19 protein-coding genes and 1 pseudogene are annotated in these 19407 nt (G+C 61.7%); 7 read left to right on the top strand and 13 right to left on the bottom strand.

Annotated features, from left to right (window positions below):
• Genes trmB through ACZ5VE_RS08510 form a run of 4 tightly spaced genes read right to left on the bottom strand, consistent with a single transcriptional unit; the run spans position 1 to position 3759 of the window.
• On the bottom strand, positions 1–741 hold the full coding sequence (gene trmB, locus ACZ5VE_RS08525; protein WP_464454764.1) for a tRNA (guanosine(46)-N7)-methyltransferase TrmB: 741 nt from the start codon (positions 739–741) through the stop codon (positions 1–3).
• Positions 742–773: 32 nt separating this feature from the next.
• The gene (gene gluQRS / locus ACZ5VE_RS08520) at positions 774–1706 is read right to left on the bottom strand and encodes a tRNA glutamyl-Q(34) synthetase GluQRS (protein WP_464454763.1); all 933 of its coding nucleotides are present in this window, start codon (positions 1704–1706) and stop codon (positions 774–776) included.
• 6 nt (positions 1707–1712) lie between these two features.
• Entirely contained in the window at positions 1713–2759 is a 1047-nt protein-coding gene (locus ACZ5VE_RS08515; protein WP_464454762.1) for an NAD(P)/FAD-dependent oxidoreductase, read from the bottom strand.
• Positions 2760–2805: 46 nt separating this feature from the next.
• A complete protein-coding gene (locus ACZ5VE_RS08510) occupies positions 2806–3759 on the bottom strand; it encodes a LysR family transcriptional regulator (protein WP_464454761.1) in 954 nt (317 codons plus the stop codon).
• A gap of 107 nt (positions 3760–3866) precedes the next feature.
• On the opposite strand from ACZ5VE_RS08510, the gene ACZ5VE_RS08505 reads away from it, so the two are divergent.
• The 5 genes from ACZ5VE_RS08505 to ACZ5VE_RS08485 all read left to right on the top strand — a co-directional run bounded on the left by ACZ5VE_RS08505 (position 3867) and on the right by ACZ5VE_RS08485 (position 10585).
• A complete protein-coding gene (locus ACZ5VE_RS08505) occupies positions 3867–4568 on the top strand; it encodes a pirin family protein (RefSeq protein WP_464454760.1) in 702 nt (233 codons plus the stop codon).
• A 47-nt stretch (positions 4569–4615) separates the two neighbouring features.
• Complete coding sequence (locus tag ACZ5VE_RS08500) at positions 4616–5149, top strand: flavodoxin family protein (protein WP_464454759.1); 534 nt, start codon at positions 4616–4618, stop codon at positions 5147–5149.
• Positions 5150–5264: 115 nt separating this feature from the next.
• Positions 5265–5960, top strand: a complete 696-nt coding sequence (locus tag ACZ5VE_RS08495; RefSeq protein WP_464454758.1) for a DUF599 domain-containing protein — start codon at positions 5265–5267, stop codon at positions 5958–5960.
• Between the two features lie 84 nt (positions 5961–6044).
• The gene (dnaE, locus tag ACZ5VE_RS08490; RefSeq protein WP_464454757.1) at positions 6045–9569 is read left to right on the top strand and encodes a DNA polymerase III subunit alpha; all 3525 of its coding nucleotides are present in this window, start codon (positions 6045–6047) and stop codon (positions 9567–9569) included.
• A 29-nt stretch (positions 9570–9598) separates the two neighbouring features.
• Positions 9599–10585 carry an NADPH:quinone reductase gene (locus tag ACZ5VE_RS08485; protein WP_464454756.1) on the top strand — a complete coding sequence of 329 codons (987 nt, stop codon included), beginning with the start codon at positions 9599–9601 and terminating at the stop codon, positions 10583–10585.
• Positions 10586–10603: 18 nt separating this feature from the next.
• Here ACZ5VE_RS08485 and tolA read toward each other — a convergent pair whose 3' ends face one another.
• From tolA to ACZ5VE_RS08440, 9 genes and pseudogenes are all read right to left on the bottom strand, one after another.
• Positions 10604–11578: a cell envelope integrity protein TolA gene (gene tolA, locus ACZ5VE_RS08480; RefSeq protein WP_464454755.1), complete on the bottom strand. Its 975-nt coding sequence runs from the start codon at positions 11576–11578 to the stop codon at positions 10604–10606.
• 10 nt (positions 11579–11588) lie between these two features.
• Positions 11589–12008: a protein TolR gene (gene tolR / locus ACZ5VE_RS08475; RefSeq protein WP_464454754.1), complete on the bottom strand. Its 420-nt coding sequence runs from the start codon at positions 12006–12008 to the stop codon at positions 11589–11591.
• Between the two features lie 10 nt (positions 12009–12018).
• Positions 12019–12717: a protein TolQ gene (tolQ, locus tag ACZ5VE_RS08470; protein ID WP_108287184.1), complete on the bottom strand. Its 699-nt coding sequence runs from the start codon at positions 12715–12717 to the stop codon at positions 12019–12021.
• Positions 12714–13145 carry a YbgC/FadM family acyl-CoA thioesterase gene (locus ACZ5VE_RS08465; RefSeq protein ID WP_464454753.1) on the bottom strand — a complete coding sequence of 144 codons (432 nt, stop codon included), beginning with the start codon at positions 13143–13145 and terminating at the stop codon, positions 12714–12716. Before ACZ5VE_RS08465 ends, tolQ begins: the two co-directional genes overlap by 4 nt.
• Complete coding sequence (locus ACZ5VE_RS08460) at positions 13142–14329, bottom strand: pyridoxal phosphate-dependent aminotransferase (protein ID WP_464454752.1); 1188 nt, start codon at positions 14327–14329, stop codon at positions 13142–13144. Before ACZ5VE_RS08460 ends, ACZ5VE_RS08465 begins: the two co-directional genes overlap by 4 nt.
• Before the next feature lie 16 nt (positions 14330–14345).
• Positions 14346–14810: pseudogene (gene nusB / locus ACZ5VE_RS08455) on the bottom strand (transcription antitermination factor NusB); the annotation flags it as partial.
• Between the two features lie 59 nt (positions 14811–14869).
• Entirely contained in the window at positions 14870–15376 is a 507-nt protein-coding gene (ribH, locus tag ACZ5VE_RS08450) for a 6,7-dimethyl-8-ribityllumazine synthase (protein ID WP_464454751.1), read from the bottom strand.
• A 2-nt stretch (positions 15377–15378) separates the two neighbouring features.
• A complete protein-coding gene (gene ribBA, locus ACZ5VE_RS08445; RefSeq protein WP_464454750.1) occupies positions 15379–16506 on the bottom strand; it encodes a bifunctional 3,4-dihydroxy-2-butanone-4-phosphate synthase/GTP cyclohydrolase II in 1128 nt (375 codons plus the stop codon).
• Positions 16503–17153, bottom strand: a complete 651-nt coding sequence (locus ACZ5VE_RS08440) for a riboflavin synthase (protein ID WP_464454749.1) — start codon at positions 17151–17153, stop codon at positions 16503–16505. Before ACZ5VE_RS08440 ends, ribBA begins: the two co-directional genes overlap by 4 nt.
• Positions 17154–17340: 187 nt before the next feature.
• Here ACZ5VE_RS08440 and phaR point away from each other — a divergent pair, with 187 nt between their 5' ends.
• Positions 17341–17910 carry a polyhydroxyalkanoate synthesis repressor PhaR gene (phaR, locus tag ACZ5VE_RS08435; protein ID WP_464454748.1) on the top strand — a complete coding sequence of 190 codons (570 nt, stop codon included), beginning with the start codon at positions 17341–17343 and terminating at the stop codon, positions 17908–17910.
• A 57-nt stretch (positions 17911–17967) separates the two neighbouring features.
• Positions 17968–19365, top strand: a complete 1398-nt coding sequence (rimO, locus tag ACZ5VE_RS08430; protein ID WP_464454747.1) for a 30S ribosomal protein S12 methylthiotransferase RimO — start codon at positions 17968–17970, stop codon at positions 19363–19365.
• The last annotated feature ends 42 nt before the right edge of the window (positions 19366–19407 follow it).

Below are 19407 nucleotides of genomic sequence, written 5' to 3'. Positions count from 1 at the left end.
TCAGACGCGGCGAAACACCAGGTCCCACACGCCGTGGCCGAGCTTCAAACCCCGGTTTTCAAATTTGGTGAGCGGGCGGTAGTCGGGCTTGGTGGCAAATCCATCTGCTGCGTCGCTGGTGTTGACCAGCAAGGGCTCGGCGCGGAGCACGCCCATCATTTGCTCGGAATAAGGCTGCCAGTCGGTGGCCAGGTGCAGGTAGCCACCGGGCTTGATGTGCTGTGCCAGGCGATGGATGAAGGGTGACTGGATCAGGCGGCGCTTGTGGTGGCGGCTTTTGTGCCAGGGGTCCGGAAAGAAAATGTGCACGCCGTCCAGGCTGTCCGGGCCGAGCATGTTGTCCATGACCTCGATCGCATCGTGCTGCACGATGCGGATGTTGTCGATTTGCGCTTCGCCGCAACGCTTGAGCAGGGCACCCACGCCAGGCTCATGCACCTCGCAGCACAAAAAGTTGTCATTTGGGCGCACCTGCGCGATCTTGGCGGTGGCGTCGCCCATGCCAAACCCGATTTCCAAAATCAAGGGTGCGCTGCGCCCAAAGGCCGCCTGCACGTCCAGGCGCTCAGCGCTGTAGGGGATCAAAAACTGGGGGCCGAATTGCTCGAACGCCCGCACTTGGCCCGAACCCATGCGCCCGGCCCGCAGCACATAGGTCTTGATGGTGCGCATGAAGGGGGCTTCTTTGGCATCTTGGGCTTCGGTGGCCGGGGCGGTCGTGGAGTCTTCAGGCGTCGTCATGGAGGTGCAGGGTGTGTATGCAAAGCCTGTGATTATCGCGGCGAGGGCGCAGCGTTCGCCAAAAACTTGTTTTCCGATCGATACAGTGCCGTCCACTTTTCAAGTGCTTGCGCTGTCGTGCATGGTGCGGGTACAGGCGGCAAGCCGAGCACTTGCGCCGCACTCTGGAGTGCTGACAAAGCAGCTTGCTGCGTTTGCAGGTCTAGCGCCAGCGCCCCGTTTTGCTTGCTGAGTTTTTCGCCATTGGTGCCCAGCACCAGAGGCGTGTGCAGGTATTGAGGCGTGGGCAGGCCCAAGGCGCGTTGCAGCACGATTTGCCGCGCCGTGTTGTCGGCCAGATCTTCCCCGCGCACCACATGGGTGATGCCTTGCGCGGCGTCGTCCACCACCACCGCCAGCTGGTAGGCCCACAGGCTATCGGCGCGGCGCAGCACAAAGTCGCCCACTTCTGCACTCACGTTTTGTTGTTGCAGGCCCAAACACCGGTCTTGCCAATGCGTGACTTCGGGCAAGCCGAGGGCGGTTTGCACGGCCTGCACATTCAGGCGCCAGGCCCTGGCCGGCTTGCCATTCAGCCCCGCACGGCAGGTGCCCGGGTACACGGCCGCCTGATGGCGTGCCACGGTGCCGGTTTGCATGACTTCAATTTCTTTGCGTGTGCAGCCGCAGGGGTAGGCCCAACCTTTGTCGATCAGTGTCTGCAAGGCGGTTTCATACGTGCTGCCCCGTTGGCTTTGCCAGAGCACCGGCGCATCGGACAAAAGCCCACAGGCCGCCAGCTGCTGCAAGATGCTTTTGTCTGCCCCCGGCACGCAGCGCGGGGTGTCCACATCCTCGATGCGCACCAGCCATTGGCCGTCGTGCGCGCGTGCATCCAGCCAGCTGGCCAGCGCTGCAACCAGCGATCCCGCATGCAAAAGGCCGGTTGGCGAAGGCGCAAACCGGCCTGTGTACCCCAATGCCATCGGCGATCAGCGTTTTTGGAGCACCGCCAAAGCCAGCTCCAGGCCGGAGACAAACGCGTCTTCGGCGCGGTGGCCCAGGCACCAGTCACCGCACAGGCCAATGCCTTGTGCTTTGGACCACAAGAAACTTTGGCCCAGCGGCTGCGCCGTTTTGGCGTACAGCCAACGGTGGGCCTCGGCGTGGGCGGGCGTGGCGCGTATGCCGGTGATCTCGGCAAAGGCCTTGATCAGCTTGCCGGTGATGCGTTCGGGTGAATCGTTGACGTGCTCGGCCGACCAGGGCGCACTGGCTTGCACGGTCCATCGCTCGATGCGTTCGCGCCCGGGTTTGGACGATTCACGCGCCATCCAGGCGATGCGGTGGTGTGTGCTGCGTGCGGCATTCCATTGGGGGCCAAGCGTGATCAAGTCGGGTTGCACAGCTTGGGGGTAAGCCAGCATCAAGGTCCAGCAGGGGTCAACGCGCACGCCGTTCAAAGGTGTGGCCAAGGCGCTCAGGCCCGATGCATTCAACAAGGCGGTGGCTTGAGCGGGTGGAATGGCCAGAATGACTTTGTCGAACCCGGCAAAGATGTGTTGACCGCCGTCTTCGGTTTCAGTCTGCAGCTGCCAGCCGTTTTTCTTCAGCGGGTCCGCCATGATCTGGGTGACCCGGGTTTGCAATTGCACATTGCCGTCCTCGACCAAGGGGGCAGCCCAGGCTTTGACCAAGCCGTTCATGCCAGGCGTGGCCACCCAATGGCGCTCGCCACCCGGCAAGCCGGCTTCGATCACGCGGCCATTGGGGTCGAGCACGCGCACGGCGTTGGCGCTCCAAGGTTTGCAAACACCAGGGGCGGTGCCAATCGCCAGCTCAAAGCGAGGGTCGCGCACCGTGAAGTACTGGGCCCCATGGTCAAAACTGCCAAAAGCGCTGGCGCGTGTGGACATGCGCCCACCCAAACCCCGGCTTTTCTCAAACAGCGTGACGTTGTGACCGGCTTGGCGCAATGTGCGTGCGCAGGTCACGCCGGCCAGGCCGACTCCAATGATGGCGATGTGTTGTGTAGTCATACTTTGACTTTAGCCGAGAAAAGCGCTTGCATGTTGTCCGGGTGGGTTAGTACCAATGCACCTTGTGCAACTCAATCTCTTGCAGCAAAGCCTGGCGCGTGGCAGGTTTGTCCAGCTGCGCTGTCCACCACAGCAGGGCGTGGCCGGCCGGGCTCAGTCGGCTGTCGCGCCAAGCCGCGTGGACCGGGCTCAAGCGGGATTGGTCGGTTTTTTTCACCACCAACCGGCCTTGCTGCACATGCGGCGCAGCCAGGCTTTGGGGCAGAAAACCGGCACCCAAGCCACGCAGCTGTGCCTGCAGTTTGCTTTGCATGTCGGGCACGGTGAACACGTCTTGGCCGCCTTGCAGACCCACCGTCAGGCCACTGCCGCGTTGCACCGAATCGGCCACGGCCACCATGCGGTGCTGCAGCAGCAGGGCATCGCCCAAAGGCTCGGCCGCTTGGGCCAGCGGGTGTTGGGGTGCCACGGCAAACACAAAAGGCACCTCGCCCAGCGCCATGTGCTGGATGTCGGCTGCCATGTGCTGCCCCAGCGCCACCCCCAAGGCCAGATCGGCTTGCCCCGAGGTCAAAGCCGCCATGGTGCCCGACAGGGTTTCGTGGCGAATGCGCAATCGGGTGGGGCTGTTCAGTGCCAAAAAGGCTTCGCACAAATCCATCACCACGCTGCGCGAGACGATGCTGTCCACCGCCACCGTCAGCACGGCTTCCCAGCCGGTGGCCACGCGCTTGACCCGGTTGGCCACGGCGTCAATGTCTTGCAGCAATCGGCCCGCTTCGCGCAGCAACTCATGCCCTGCAGCGGTGGGCCGGGCCTGGCGCGAGCTGCGGTCAAACAGCAGCACATCCAGCGCGTCTTCGAGTTGCCGTACCCGGTAGGTCAGGGCGCTGGGCACCAGGTTCAGCTTGCGTGCGGCAGCGGCAAAACTGCCTTGCTCGTCGATGGTTTGCAGCATGAACAGGGCATCTGGCGTGAGCCAATCTTTGGGACTTTGCATGATCAATCTATTTTATTTCAAATAATTTGAATGATGGCGGCAAATGTATTGCACCTTACTGACATGTTCATTCTTTAAAGTCCTACTCCATCACTCAGGAAAAAAACATGCTGACCTTGCGCAAATCCTCCGAACGCGGCTACGCCGACCATGGCTGGCTCAAGTCGTTCCACAGCTTTTCTTTTGCCAGCTACTTCGACCCGGCCCACATGGGCTGGGGCAATCTGCGCGTCATCAACGAAGACCGCATTGCCCCCGGCACCGGCTTTGGCACCCACGGCCACCGCGACATGGAAATCATCAGCTATGTGCTGTCGGGCAACCTGGCCCACCAGGACAGCATGGGCAACGTCAAGGGCATTCCGCCCGGTGATGTGCAGCGCATGAGCGCGGGCAGCGGTGTGCGCCACAGCGAGTTCAACCATGCCGAGGGTGAGCAAACCCACTTTTTGCAGATCTGGATCGAGCCCAATGTGACGGGTATCGACCCCAGCTATGAGCAGAAAACTGTGCCCGAATCGGCCAAACGCGGGCAATTGGCGCTGGTGGCCGCCCCCGAAGCGGGCGATTACACCGTCAAAATCCATGCCGATGCGAGCCTGTATGCCGGGCTGTTGGATGGCTCAGAAAGCGCCAACTTGGCTTTGAACCCTGCCCGCAAGGCCTATGTGTTTTTGGTGCGCGGCAGCTTGCTGGTCAATGGCCAGCAGCTCAACGCAGGTGACGCGGCCATGCTGCAAGCCGAGTCTTCGTTGGCATTGACCCAAGGCCAGGATGCCGAAGTGCTGGTCTTCGATCTGGCCGCCTGATTTTTTTCACCCTCTGTTCCCCCTGTCTTTTTTAAGGAGTCTTTCTCATGGCTAAAACTGTTGTTGTTTTCCATTCCGGCTACGGCCACACCCAACGCGTGGCCCAATTTGTGGCCCAAGGCGCCAACGCCCAACTCGTGACCATCGACGCCGATGGCAACATTTCTGACGCCGACTGGACCGCCCTGGACGCAGCCGACGCCATCATCTTTGGCTCGCCCACTTACATGGGCATGGCTTCTTGGCAGTTCAAGAAATTTGCCGACGCCACATCCAAGCGCTGGTTCACCAGTGCCTGGAAAGACAAGGTGGCCGGCGGCTTCACCATCTCGGCCAGCCCCAGCGGCGACAAACTGTCGACCATCCAGTACTTCATCACACTGGCCATGCAGCAAGGCATGGTCTGGGTCGGTCAGCCCGCCATGAACGACGGCACCATCAACCGCATCGGCTCCAACTCCGGCCTGATGGCCCAAGTCGGCCCAACCAGCCCCGCCGAAGACATCCCCCAGGGTGACCTGGACACCGCCAAAGCCTACGGTGAGCGCGTGGCCGCTGTGGCCGCCAAGCTGCGCGGCTGATCCTTGGGCTAAAGCCCATCCAAAAGCCAGGACGGTGCCCATCGTCCTGGCTTTTTTTTCGATTGATATCGCCCGGAGACACCAACCCAGGCCCGGCACTTGCTAGGATGACGGCATGAAAATCATCTCGATGTTGCCTTGGGCCGATTGGTTGGCCTTGTTTTCGTTTTTTGCGTTGTGGGTGGGTTACGCCTGGATCGCCAAGGTCCGTGGCTTGCGTGACCAGAGCCTGATCGCCACCACCAACCGCTATCGCCAGCTGTGGATGATGCAGGCCACGGGCCGTGATCCGCGCATGCTCGATGGCCTGATCACGCAAAACCTCTCGCAAACGCCAGCGTTTTTCTCCTCCACCAGCATCATCATCATCGGTGGTCTGTTTGCGCTGTTGGGCACCACCGACAAAGCGGCCGAGCTGGTGCGCGAAATCCCGTTCGCCCAGCCCACCCCGATCCTCGTGTTCGAGTTCAAGATCCTGGTGCTGGTGGGCATCTTTGTGTATGCTTTTTTTCGTTTTTCCTGGTCCATGCGGCAGTACACCTTTGTGGCGCTGGTGATTGGTGCCATGCCTCCGCCAGAAGAGTTCATCGAAAAGCGCTTTGACCGTCAACACTTCGCCGAACGTGCGGGCAACTTGGTCAGCGCCGCAGCCGAGACCTTCAACGATGGTTTGCGGGCCTATTACTTTTCGTTTGCCGCCATGGCCTGGTTTTTCTCGCCACTGGCGCTGGTCATGGGCACGGCTTTGGTGGTGCTGATCCTTTACGGGCGCGAATTCCGGTCGGATGTGTTGCAGGTGCTGCGCGACTGAATCTGCAAACCTTCGGCCGCAGGGGCAGCCACCCACAGATAGGCATACCTTTTGCCGCAGGGTGACCTTCTACAATGGCAGGCTATGTTCGTCCACTTGCGCCTTCACACCGAATTCTCTGTCGTTGACTCCACTTGCCGCATCGACGATGTGGTCAAGATCGCGGCCAAAGATGCCCAGCCCGCGCTGGCCATCACCGACCTGAACAACCTGTTTGGCGGGGTCAAATTCTACAAAGAAGGCCGAGGCAAGGGCGTCAAGCCCATTTTGGGTGCCGAGATCAACCTGGAAGGCCTTGGCGGTGATCTGGGGGCCATCAGCCGCGTGGTGCTGTTGGTGCAAAGCCACCAAGGCTATCTGAACATTTGTGAATTGTTGGCCCGAGCCTGGACACAAAACGTGCTCAAAGGTGTGGCCGTGGTCAGGCTGGCCTGGCTCAAGGAGCTGTCTGAAGGCTTGATCTTGCTGTCGGGCGCGCAGGCTGGCCCGGTGGGGCAGGCCTTGGTGCAGGGTGACAGCGACAAAGCCGCCGACGTGGCCTTGCAGCTGGGCTCGATTTTTCCGCACCGCTTTTATCTGGAACTGCAACGCGCAGGCCGCCCTGACGACGAGCCGCAAGTGGTGGGCGCCGTGGCGCTGGCTGCCCGCTTGGGTTTGCCCGTGGTGGCCACGCACCCGGTGCAGTTTCACGCCGCCGAAGATTACGAGGCGCACGAAGCGCGGGTGTGCATTTCCGAAGGCGAAATCCTGGCCAACCAGCGCCGCGTGCGCCGTTTCACCCGCGAGCAATACTTCAAGTCAGCCGAGCAGATGTGCGCGCTGTTTGCCGATGTGCCCAGCGCCATCGCCAACACGCTGGAGATCGCCAAACGCTGCAACCTGACCTTGGTGCTGGGCAAACCGCAGTTGCCCAACTTCCCGATCCCGCCCGTCAATGGCGTGGTGATGTCGGTGGACGACTATTTCCGCCACGTCTCGTTTGAGGGCCTGGAGGCGCGGCTCAAGCACCTGTACCCCGACGAAGCCAAACGCGACGCCGAGCGCCCACGCTATGTGGAGCGGTTGGAGTTCGAGCTGAACACCATTTTGAAGATGGGCTTCCCGGGCTACTTCCTGATCGTGGGTGACTTCATCCAGTGGGCCAAGGCCAATGGCTGCCCGGTCGGTCCGGGCCGGGGTTCGGGTGCGGGCTCGCTTGTGGCCTACGCGCTCAAGATCACCGACCTCGATCCCTTGCAATACAGCTTGCTGTTCGAGCGCTTTTTGAACCCCGAGCGGGTGTCCATGCCCGACTTCGACATCGACTTTTGCCAGGGCAACCGCGACCGGGTGATCGACTATGTGAAGGACAAGTACGGTCGCGATGCCGTCTCGCAGATCGCCACCTTCGGCACCATGGCCGCGCGTGCGGCCATCCGAGACGTGGGCCGTGTGCTCGACATGAGCTACACGTTTTGCGACGGCATCAGCAAGCTGATCCCCAACAAGCCGGGCATGTCGGTCACGCTGCAATACCCACCCGCCACGCCCAAAGAGGGCGACAAGAACAACTACGCGATCGCCATGGAGCCGATCCTGGCTGAACGCATCGAGCGTGAAGAGGACGTGAAGACCCTGATCGAGCTGGCGCAAAAGCTCGAAGGCATGACGCGCAACATCGGCATGCACGCCGGGGGCGTGCTGATTGCGCCGGGCAAGCTGACCGACTTTTGCCCGCTGTACCAGCAGCCCGGCAGCGAATCGGCCGTGAGCCAGTACGACAAGGACGACGTGGAGGCCGCAGGCCTGGTGAAGTTCGACTTTTTGGGTCTGGCCACGCTGACGATTCTGGAGATCGCCCGCGAATTCATCATGAAGCGGCACAAGGGCCAGGAAAACTTCGCCTTTGAAAACATCCCGCTCGACGATGTGGCCACCTACAAGCTGTTTTCGGACGGCAAGACCGAAGCCGTGTTCCAGTTTGAAAGCCGTGGCATGCAGGGCATGCTGCGCGACGCACGCCCGAGCCGCCTCGAAGACCTGATCGCGCTGAACGCGCTGTACCGCCCGGGCCCGATGGACCTGATCCCGAGCTTTGTGGCGCGCAAGCACGGGCGCGAGGTCATCGAGTACCCGCACCCTCTGGTGGCCGAGATGCTGAGCGAGACCTACGGCATCATGGTGTATCAGGAGCAGGTGATGCAGACCGCCCAAATTTTGGGTGGCTACAGCTTGGGTGGCGCGGACATGCTGCGCCGGGCCATGGGCAAGAAGAAGGCCGAAGAAATGGCCGAGCACCGCGCCATCTTCCGCGCGGGTGCGGCCAAGAACGACATCACCGAAGAAAAAGCCGACGAGGTTTTTGACTTGATGGAAAAGTTCGCGGGCTACGGCTTCAACAAGTCACACGCCGCCGCGTACTCCTTGCTGGCGTACCACACGGGTTGGCTCAAGGTGCACTACACCGCCGAGTTCTTCTGCGCCAACATGACGGTGGAAATGGACGATACCGACAAGCTCAAGGTGCTCTACGAAGACGCGGTCAAGTTTGGCATCACCTTCGACCCGCCCGACGTGAACCGGGGCACGCACCGCTTTGAGCCGGTCACTGACAAGGTCATCCGCTATGGTTTGGGCGCCATCAAGGGCACGGGCCAGCAGGCGATCGAGGCGATTGTGGCGGCCCGCAACGAGGGCGGCCCGTTCACCAGCCTGTTTGACTTTGCCGTGCGGGTGGACCGCACCCGTATCAACAAACGCACGGTGGACGCGCTCATCAAAGCCGGGGCCTTTGACTCGCTGCACATGAACCGCGCCGCCTTGTCGGCCAGCATCGACCGGGCGTTTGAATTTTCTGCAGCCACGACGGCCAACGCCAACCAAGGCGGCTTGTTCGACATGCTGGGCGACGACTCGCACGGCTCCAGCACTCAAGAGCCCGAGCTGGTCGAAGTCATGCCCTGGGGCATCAAGGAACGCCTGCTGCTGGAAAAAACCGCTGTGGGCTTCTTCCTGTCGGGCCATTTGTTTGACGCCGTAGAGCGCGAAGTGCGCCAGTTTGCCCGCCGCAAGATCGACGACCTGATCGACAGCCGCGAGTCGATGGTGTTGGCAGGCATTGTGGGCGACCTGCGCATCATCAACGGCCAGCGCGGCAAGGTGGCGATCTTCAAGCTCGACGACAAATCGGGCGTGATGGAGGCCACTGCCGACGAAGCCCTGATCAACTCGGCCAAGCACTTGCTGAAAGACGACGAGCTGATCATCGTCACGGCCAAGATGCAGGCCGACCGTTTCTCGGGCGGTTTCCGGCTCAAGATGGAGCAGATCATGGACCTGGGCGTAGCCCGTTGCCGCTATGGCAAATACCTGCGCGTGGCTGTGAATGGCCGTGCGCCCGACATTGCCCGCATCGTCAAAGAGTTCCCTGCGCAGCGCGAGCAGACCGAGCAAGGCGATCTGGTGCGTGGTCTGCCCGTGCGCCTGGTGCTGGAGCGCAGCAACGACCAACTGGCCGCCCGTGCCGAGCTGGCGCTGGGCGAAGCCGCAAAATTCTTCCCCTCGGATGCGGCGCTGGCCAGCTGGATGGCGCAGGCCGATCAGGGGCAGGCGCGGATCGTGTACGACTGACCCCCCAAAAACGACCCAAGGACCACACCATGAAAGCAGCCTGGTACACCCAAAACGGCGAAGCCCAAGACGTGATGCAGGTGGGTGAATTGCCCACACCCAGCCCGCAAGCGGGCGAAGTGCTGGTGCGCTTGGTCACCTCGGGCGTCAACCCGTCAGACGTCAAATCGCGCCGGGCCAGGCCGTTGACCGACCCCTTGGTCGTGCCGCACAGCGATGGCGCGGGTGTGATCGAAGCCGTGGGCGCGGGCGTCTCGGCTTCGCGTGTCGGGCAACGTGTGTGGGTTTGGAATGGCCAATGGCAGCGCCCCATGGGCACCTGCGCCCTATACATCGCCTTGCCTGAGGCGCAAGCCGTGGCTTTGCCCGATGGCGTCGACTTTGAAGCCGGGGCTTGCATGGGCATCCCCGGTTTGACGGCGGTGCAGGCGGTCATTTTGGCGGAGCGCTTGGCGGGTGATTTGCGCGGGCAAACGGTGCTGGTCACCGGGGCTTCATCGGCAGTGGGGCACTACATCACCCAGATGGTGTGCTTGGCCGGTGGCCGCGTGATCGGCACCGTGGGCTCAGAAGCCAAAGCGGCACATGCGAAAGCGGCGGGCATGGATGAAGCCATTTTTTACAAGACCGAGTCGGTGCCCGAGCGCGTCAAAGCGCTCACGCAAGGCCGGGGTGCCGACGTCATCATCGACATGGATTTCTCGACCACTGCCCGCTGGGCCGCCGAAGGCGCTTTGGCTCCGCATGGCCAGGTGGTGTGCTACGGCTCCAACGCGCTGGACGTCAGCTTGCCGTTTCGCCCTTGGTTGTACCAGTCTATGGGCGTGAAGTTTTTCCTGGTCTACGACCTGACACCCGCTGACCGAAAGCATGCGGTTGACCGACTGTCGGGCATGCTGGCGCAAAACCAGCTGCAGCACAGCATTGGGGCGCGTTTTGCGCTCGAGCAAATTGCCGAGGCTCACCGCACCGTGGAAGCGGGGAAGACGGTGGGCAATGTGGTGGTGGATTTGTGAGTCAGGATCGCTGGCGACTCAATCCAGCGGCCTGAACCCCAGCACGATCACAGGCGGCACCCGGCCGTCGCTGTCTTTGGGGAAAATTTCTGTCTTGTCGATGGCCCGCAAGACGGCATCGTCCCAGGCTTTGTTGCCGCTTGGCTGCACAATGCGGCGGCTCAAAATCGTGCCATCCGGGCTGACTTTGACTTCGACCTCGGCCCGTGCATTGCCCACCACATCGCCGGGGTAGGTGATGTTGGGTTTGATGCGGCCCACCAGTCGGCCCGCATAGCTGGCCGATGGGCCCGATGATTTGAGCGCGGTGCCGGTGGCGTTTTCGCCACCCGAAGCGCCGGCCATGCCTTGCATGCGCTTGAGGTTTTCTTTGCGCAACGCATCCGCCCGGGCCGCATCGGCCTTCTCGGCGCTGGCTTTTTCTGCGGCTTTCTTCTTGTCGCGTTCTTTCTCTTCTTGCGCCTTTTTCTCTTTGGCCGCTTTTTCCTTGGCCTTGTCTTCTTTCTCGCGCTCTTTTTCTCGTTCCTTCTCGCGTTCCTTGCGCTTGAGCTCGGCCTTTTCCTTTTCAGCCTTTTCCTTGGCGGCTTTCTCTTTTTCGGCCTTCAGCTGTTCAGCTTTCTCAGCTTCTTTTTTCTTCTTCTCTTGTTGTTTTTTCTTTTCGAGCGCAATTTGGGCGTCAAGACGCTCTTGCGCCAGATCGGGTGCAGGGGGCGGCGGTGGCGTGGGTTTGGCTGGCTTGGGCTGGGGCGCAGGTTCTGGCTCCGGCTCCGGTTCGGGCGGTGGCTCTTGCAGCCTTGGGGCTGCGGCTTGCGGTGTGGCAGACCACAGCTCGGCTTCGGCTTGCACAGTTTGCGGTTGGGTTTTCCAGGCCGTGGCCAGGCCCAGTGCCAGGAACAGCAACGCGTGCACCAACCCGGCGGTCAGCCAGGCGCGGCCCGCGCCGGGCTGGGGGGGCGGTGCAAATTCGAGGTGCGGGGCTGCCTTGGCGTTCAAACCCGAATCCTCAAGGGGCCAGCTGAACCGACAGGCCCACGCGGGCAATGCCCGCACGTTGCAGGCTGTCCATGACCTTGACCACGGTCTCGTATTTCACCGTGCGGTCGGCGCTGATGACGACGGCTGTGTTTGGCTCGTCGCCGACCAAACGCTTGACGCTGTCGGCCACGCTGGGCAGGGTGGCGCTGTCGGTCTTGCCCTCGCTCACCAATTCCAGGCGTTCGTCTTTCTGGATCACGATCTGGATGACTTTGTCGGGTTGTTTGGCGGCTTTGCCCACGCTGGGCAGGTCCACCACGCTGGGCGTGATCATGGGGGCGGTGACCATGAAGATGATCAGCAGCACCAACATCACGTCGATGAAGGGCACCATGTTGATTTCGGCGATGGTGCGGCGACCACGGCCCCGGGATGACACAGCGGGCATGGCGTTCCTTTCAGTGGCCCGAGGCCGAGCTGTTGGCCCCGCCCAGGCTGCGCTGCAGGATGTTGGAGAACTCTTCGATGAAGGTTTCCAGCTTGATGGCGATGCGGTCCACGTCGTGCGAGAAACGGTTGTAGGCCAGCACGGCCGGAATGGCCGAGAACAGACCAATGGCCGTGGCGATCAGCGCTTCGGCAATGCCCGGGGCCACGGTGGCCAGCGTGACTTGCTGCAAGCTGGCGAGGCCCGTGAAGGCGTGCATGATGCCCCACACCGTGCCAAACAGACCGACATAGGGCGAGATGGAGCCGACCGAGGCCAGGAAGGCCAGTTGCGATTCGGCCACGTCCATCTCGCGCTGGAAGCTCGCGCGCATGGCGCGGCGTGCGCCGTCGAGCAGGGTGCCCGCGTCGCTGATGTGGCGCTCACGCAGTTTTTGGTATTCGCGCATGCCGCTGGCAAAAATGCGCTCCATCGGGCCGGACAGTTTGGCGTTTTGGCTGGCCGCGTTGAACAGCTCGTTCAGGCTGGTACCGGACCAAAACACGCGTTCAAACTCTTCGTTCAGGTTTTTGATGCGCTTGATGGCCCCCAGTTTGCGCACGATGGCGGCCCAGCTGGCGACCGAAATCGCCAGCAGCAGCAAGACCACCAGTTGCACGACAAAACTGGCGTGCAACAGCAGCGAGACGATGGACATGTCTTGGTTCATTTCAGGGCTTCCAGAACGGGGGCCGGAATGCGGCCCGGTTTCAATGTGGTGCTGTCGACCCAACCGAGGCGGATGGTGCCTTCGGCCAGCAGTCGGTCGGGTTGGTCCGTTGTGCGCAGGTAGGCGCGCTGGGCAATGGTCAGGCTGGCTTTGCCGCCGGTTTGCAACTCGGCGGTGACGACCAGGGTGTCGTCAAGGCGGGCGGGTGAATGGTATTTGACGGCGGTCTCGGACACCACAAACATGCCACCCGATTCGTCACGCAGCACCTGCTGGCCAAAGCCCAAGGCGCGCAGCCATTCGGTGCGGGCGCGCTCAAAGAACTTGAGGTAGTTGGCATAAAACACGATGCCACCGGCGTCGGTGTCTTCCCAATAGATGCGGATGGGGTGCTGGAATGCGGCGCTGATTTCTGAGGATGCGGTCATGGCTGCAACCAGGCTTTCAGACGGGCGATGGCGGTTTGCAATTCGGCCATCGAGTTGGCGGTGGAAAAGCGCACAAAGCGGGCCGTCTGGTCGGTGCCAAAGTCGCGCCCAGGGGTGATGGCCACATGGGTGTGTTCCAGCGCGGCAAAGGCAAAGTCCCAGCTGTCTTTCAGGCCCAGCTTTTGGCAGGCAGCCGTGCAATCGGCCCAGGCGTAAAAAGCGCCATCGGGGGCCACGGGCACGGTCAGCCCCAGTTCGTTCAGGGCCGGAATGAAGTAGTCGCGCCGGGCCTTGAACTCGGCGCGGCGGCGCTCGTATTCGGCGAGGCTATCAGGCTCAAAGCAGGCCAGAGCCGCTTGTTGCGCCACGGTGCTGGCACAGATAAACAGGTTTTGCGCCAGGCGCTCCAGCACGGGCGTCAGCTCTTCGGGCACCACCAGCCAGCCCAATCGCCAGCCGGTCATGTTGAAGTATTTGCTGAAGCTGTTGATGCTGATGACGTCGTCGCCCAAGGCCAGGGCGCTTTGGCCAAAGGCGTCGTCGTGGCTCAGGCCCAGGTAAATCTCGTCGATCAGGGTGATGCCGCCACGGCTGCGCACCACATCGACGATGCGGGCCAACTCGGCCGGGTCGATCGAGGTGCCCGTGGGGTTGGAGGGCGAGGCCAGCAAAACGCCACGGGTTTGGGGGCCCCAAGCGGCGGCCACTTTGGCAGCGCTCAATTGAAAGCGCTCTTGCGCGGTGGTGGGCAGCAACACAGCGGTGCCTTCTGCCGCGCTCACAAAGTGGCGGTTGCAGGGGTAGCTGGGGTCGGGCATGAGGATTTCATCACCCCGGTTGATCAGCGCCAGGCAGGCCAGTTGCAAAGCGGCCGATGCACCCGCGGTGACCACGATGCGGCTGGCGGGCACCTGCACGCCAAAGCGCAGCGCGTACCAGTCGCTGATGGCTTGGCGCAGGGCGTCCAGGCCCAGCGCGGGGGTGTATTGGGTTTGGCCGGATTCGATGACCGCCTGTGCAGCTTGTCGCACCTGGGGCGGGGCGGTGAAATCGGGTTCGCCGATGTTCAAAAACACCACGGGGCGGTCGGTGTGCGCGACCTCGCGGGCTTTTTGCGAGGCGGCCTTGGCCACCTCCATCACCCAAAAAGGCTCGATGCGCTCGGCGCGCTCAGAGATGCGCATGGTGCTCAACACGCCTTTACTTGGCGCGACCAGATTGGCGGTCGGCTTGCACTTCGGCGCTGCGCAGTTCGGGGGCCAGGCCGCCCAGCACGGCGTTCACATATTTGTGGCCGTCGGTGCCGCCAAAGTCCTTGGCCAGTTCGATGCACTCATTGAGGACCACGCGCCACGGCACGTCCAGGCAGTGCTGCATTTCATACACGCCGATCCACATGATGGCGTGTTCAACGGGCGAAATTTCGGCAAAGTTGCGGTCCAGCTTGGGGCCAATCATCGCGTCCAGCGCCAGGGCTTGCTCGATGCAGCCGTAGAGAAGGGCGTCGTAATGGGCCGAGTCGGCTTTGTGAAAGCCCGACAAATCGCGTGTGAAGACGTCAATGTCAGCCGCTTCGTTGCGGCCCACGATGTGCTGGTAAAGCGCCTGCAGAGCGAATTCACGTGAACGGCTGCGGGCAGGCTTGGCCGATGATTTGCGCGTGCCGCCTGCGGCAGGCTTGGCGCTCTCGGTGGACACGTCCGGGTGGCTGTTGTCGTCGGTCATCACGCAGTCTCTTCGTCGTCAAGTTCGTCGGCCAGCTCGGCCATGTCGGCGGCCAGGTCGTCCATGATGCAGGCCATTTCAACCGCCACGCGTGCCGCGTCACGGCCTTTTTCAGTCTGGCGCACGATGGCTTGTTCCAGGTTTTCGGTGGTCAAAATCGCGTTGGCGATTGGCAGGTTGTAGTCGAGCGACACGCGGCTCACGCCTGCGCCCGACTCGTTGGCGACCAGCTCGAAGTGGTAGGTCTCGCCACGGATGATGCAGCCCAGAGCCACCAGCGCATCGTATTCAGCGCGTTCGGCCATGGCTTGCAGGGCCACGGGCACTTCGAGTGCGCCGGGCACCATGACGTGGTCGATGCTGGTCACGCCCAGGGCTTGCAGTTCTTCGATGCAGGCTTTGGCCAAGGCATTGGTGATGTATTCGTTGAAGCGGGCCTGCACGATACCGATGTGCAGAAATTGGCCGTCGAGTTCTTCGGCTTGACCTTTGTTGGCTTCGAGCATGTTTATTCCTTGGGGATGTAAGCGGTGATTTCGAGGCCGTAGCCGGTCATGCTGGGCATGCGGCGGGGTTGGCCCATGAGTTTCATTTTGTGCACGCCGCATTCGCGCAGGATTTGCGCGCCCACACCGTAGGTGCGCAGGTCCATCTTGCCGCGTTCGGGCGCTTGGGCCGAGCGGGCGCGGCCTTCAAATTGGGCCAGCAATTGGTCTGCAGATTCACCACAGTTGAGCAGCACCGCCACCCCGCAGCCTTGGGCGTTGAGGTATTGCAAGCTGGAGTCCAGGCTCCAGGAGTGCATGGCGCGGTTGACTTCCAGCGCATCCAGCACTGACAGCGGTTCGTGCACGCGCACAGGCACTTCGGTATCCGCTGACCATTGGCCTTTGACGAGCGCCAGGTGCACGGTTTGGCTGGGTTGATCGCGAAACGCGTGGGCGGTGAATTCGCCGTGGGCCGTTTGCAGCGTGCGGCTGCCGATGCGCTCGACCAGCGATTCGTTGCGGCTGCGGTATTCGATCAGGTCGGCGATGGTGCCGATTTTGAGGCCATGCTCGGCCGCAAACAACTGCAGGTCAGGCAGGCGGGCCATGGTGCCGTCGTCTTTCATGATCTCGCAGATCACGGACGAGGGGGAGCAGCCGGCCATGGCGGCCAGGTCGCAACCGGCTTCGGTGTGGCCCGCGCGCATGAGCACGCCGCCGTCCACCGCTTGCAGCGGGAAGATGTGGCCCGGTTGCACCAAGTCGGTCGGCTGGCTGTTGCGTGCCACGGCCACTTGCACGGTCTTGGCGCGGTCGGCGGCCGAGATGCCGGTGGTCACGCCTTCAGCGGCCTCAATCGACACGGTAAACGCCGTGCTGTAGACGGTGCCGTTGCGGGCGGCCATGGGCGGCAGCTTCAAAAATTCGCAGCGCTCGCGGGTGAGCGTGAGGCAAATCAGACCCCGGCCAAAGCGGGCCATGAAGTTGATGGCCTCGGGTGTGACGTGGTCAGACGCCAGCACCAGGTCACCTTCGTTTTCGCGGTCTTCTTCATCGACCAGGATCACGATGCGACCGGCTTTCATCTCGGTCACGATCTCTTCGACGGGCGAAATCGCCACGGGTGTCAGTTGCGCTGGGGCGTTCATGGCTTGTCCTGTTGGGTGGCTGATCCGGCTGTTTCCAAGCTGAGCATGCGCTCAACGTAGCGGGCCACGGTGTCGATTTCGAGGTTGACCCGGCTGCCTGCTTTCAGGCTGCCGAGGGCGGTGTTGTCCACGGTGTGCGGGATCAGGTTGATGCTGATTTCGCAACCGTCGGCCAGATCGGCCACGCGGTTGACCGTGAGGCTCACACCGTTAACGGTGATGGAGCCTTTGTAGGCGAGGTATTTGGCCAGGGTGTGTGGCGCCAGAATGCGCAGCTCCCAGCTTTCGCCGATTTGCTCGAAATGGCTGATTTGGCCCACGCCGTCGACATGACCGGACACGATGTGTCCGCCCAGCCGGTCATGGGCGCGCAGCGCTTTTTCGAGGTTGACCGTGCCTTGCTGGTCCAAGCCGCTGGTTTTGTCCAGCGATTCGGCCGAGATGTCGATCGTGAACTGACGGCTCTCGGGGCTGAAGGTGGTGACGGTCATGCAAGCGCCGTTGAGGGCGATGCTGTCGCCCAAGCCCACATCGTCAAGGTACCCGGCGGGGGCCTCGATGGTGAGGCGCTTGCCGTGGCGTAAAGAGCGACCCAGGTCGTGAATGGCGACGATTCGCCCCACGCCGGTGATGATTCCGGTGAACATAGCTGTCTATTTTCGCAGGTAATGAGGGTTAATCGGGATGGGGTGCAACAAAAAAGCGGGCACAAGCTTTATACCGTGTCGCCCCGGTCGGATCAGGGTTAACCAAGGCTTGAGCCGCCCGGGCGTGTGCCTAGAATGGTGCATTGCAGCAGATTTGCAATTTACAGTCAGTCACCAGGAGTTTTCATTGTCGGTCAAGCCCCCAGCCAAGTCGATCAAAACAGCCAGCACAAGCGCAGCAGGTGCCACCCGGACGATCAAGAAATACCCCAATCGCCGCTTGTATGACACGCAAACTTCGACCTACGTGACCCTGGCCGAGATCAAGAAACTGGTCATGGCAGCTTCCCCTGTGGTGGTGTTGGATGCCAAAACGGGCGAAGACCTGACGCGCTCCATCTTGTTGCAGATCATTTTGGAAGAAGAGTCTGCGGGCGTGCCCATGTTCAGCGAAGCGGTGTTGTCCAACATCATCCGGTTTTATGGCCATGCCATGCAGGGGCACATGGGCTCTTATTTAGAAAACCATGTCCAGTCCTTCATGGACTGGCAAAGCAAACTGGGCGAGTCCAGCCCTGCCCTGAGTCCGGAAGTGTGGGCGCAGTTCATGCAGTGGCAAACGCCGCTGATGCAAAACATGTTTTCCGGATTGGCCAATCCGTCACAAAACGTCATGGCGCAAATGCAGGACCAGATGCAAAAACAGATTCAGAAGAACGCGGAGCAGCTGCTCGGCGTCATGGGTTTAAGGACTTGATGGGCGCTTCATGCCCCTTTGTCACAACCCGGTCGTTTTTGCGGGGACAATGCGGGTATGAGTGAAATGATTGCAACTGCACCCCTTCCCACCCCCAAAGTGGGCTTTGTCAGCCTGGGATGTCCCAAAGCGCTGACCGATTCCGAGCTGATCCTGACGCAACTGAGCGCCGAGGGTTACCAGACTTCTAAAACCTTTGAAGGCGCTGACCTGGTCATCGTCAACACCTGCGGTTTCATTGACGAAGCCATCAAGGAAAGCCTGGACACCATTGCTGAAGCCCTGAACGAGAACGGCAAAGTGATCGTGACCGGTTGCCTTGGCGCGAAAACAGGCGAGGGCGGCGGCAACATGGTGCTGGAAATGCACCCCAGCGTGTTGGCCGTGACCGGACCCCACGCCACACAAGAGGTGATGGACGCGGTGCACACGCATCTGCCCAAGCCCCACGACCCGTTTTTGGACTTGGTGCCTGGCGGTTTTGGTGAGGCGGGCCTCAAGCTCACGCCGCGCCACTATGCCTATTTGAAGATCAGCGAAGGCTGTAACCACCGCTGCACGTTTTGCATCATCCCGTCCATGCGGGGTGATTTGGTCTCTCGCCCTATTGGCGATGTGCTGAAAGAAGCCAAGGCCTTGTTTGAGGGCGGTGTGAAAGAGTTGCTGGTGATCAGCCAAGACACCTCGGCTTATGGCGTCGATGTGAAGTACCGCACGGGATTCTGGGATGGCAAGCCCGTCAAGACCCGCATGCTGGAGCTGGTGCAGACGCTGGGTGAGATGGCCCGCGAGCACGACGCCTGGGTGCGCCTGCACTATGTTTATCCGTACCCCAGTGTGGACGACATCATTCCCTTGATGGCCCAGGGCCTGGTGTTGCCGTACCTGGATGTGCCTTTTCAGCACAGCCACCCCGATGTGCTCAAGCGCATGAAGCGCCCGGCCAGCGGCGAGAAGAACCTAGAGCGCATCCAGCGCTGGCGCGAACTGTGCCCCGAGCTGGTGATTCGCAGCACCTTCATTGCCGGTTTTCCGGGTGAGACTGAAGAAGAATTCGAGCACTTGCTGGACTTTTTGCGCGAAGCGCAAATTGACCGGGCAGGCTGCTTTGCCTACAGCCCAGTCAAAGGTGCCACGGCCAACGACTTGCCCGGCATGTTGCCCGAGGCGCTACGCGAAGAGCGTCGAGCCCGCTTCATGGCGGTGGCCGAAGAGGTGTCGATTGCCCGCTTGCACCAGCGCGTGGGTTCGACCATGCAGGTGCTGGTGGACTCTGCGCCGGCCATGGGCCGACGCGGTGGCGTGGGACGCAGCTTTGGCGATGCCCCCGAAATCGATGGCGTGGTGCGTTTGTTGCCACCCGAGAAGCTGAGCAAAACCCTCAAGGTGGGTGAATTCACCCGGGCCCGCATTGTCAGTGTGGAAGGCCACGACTTGGTGGGGGTGCCGGTTTGAAGGTGCGCGGCGCGTTGTTGAGCAGCCTTCGGGCTGTCCAGC

The sequence above is a fragment of the Limnohabitans sp. INBF003 genome, assembly GCF_055396645.1.
The sequence above is the reverse complement of the archived record's forward strand: the minus strand, read 5'-3'. Positions and strand labels throughout refer to the sequence as shown.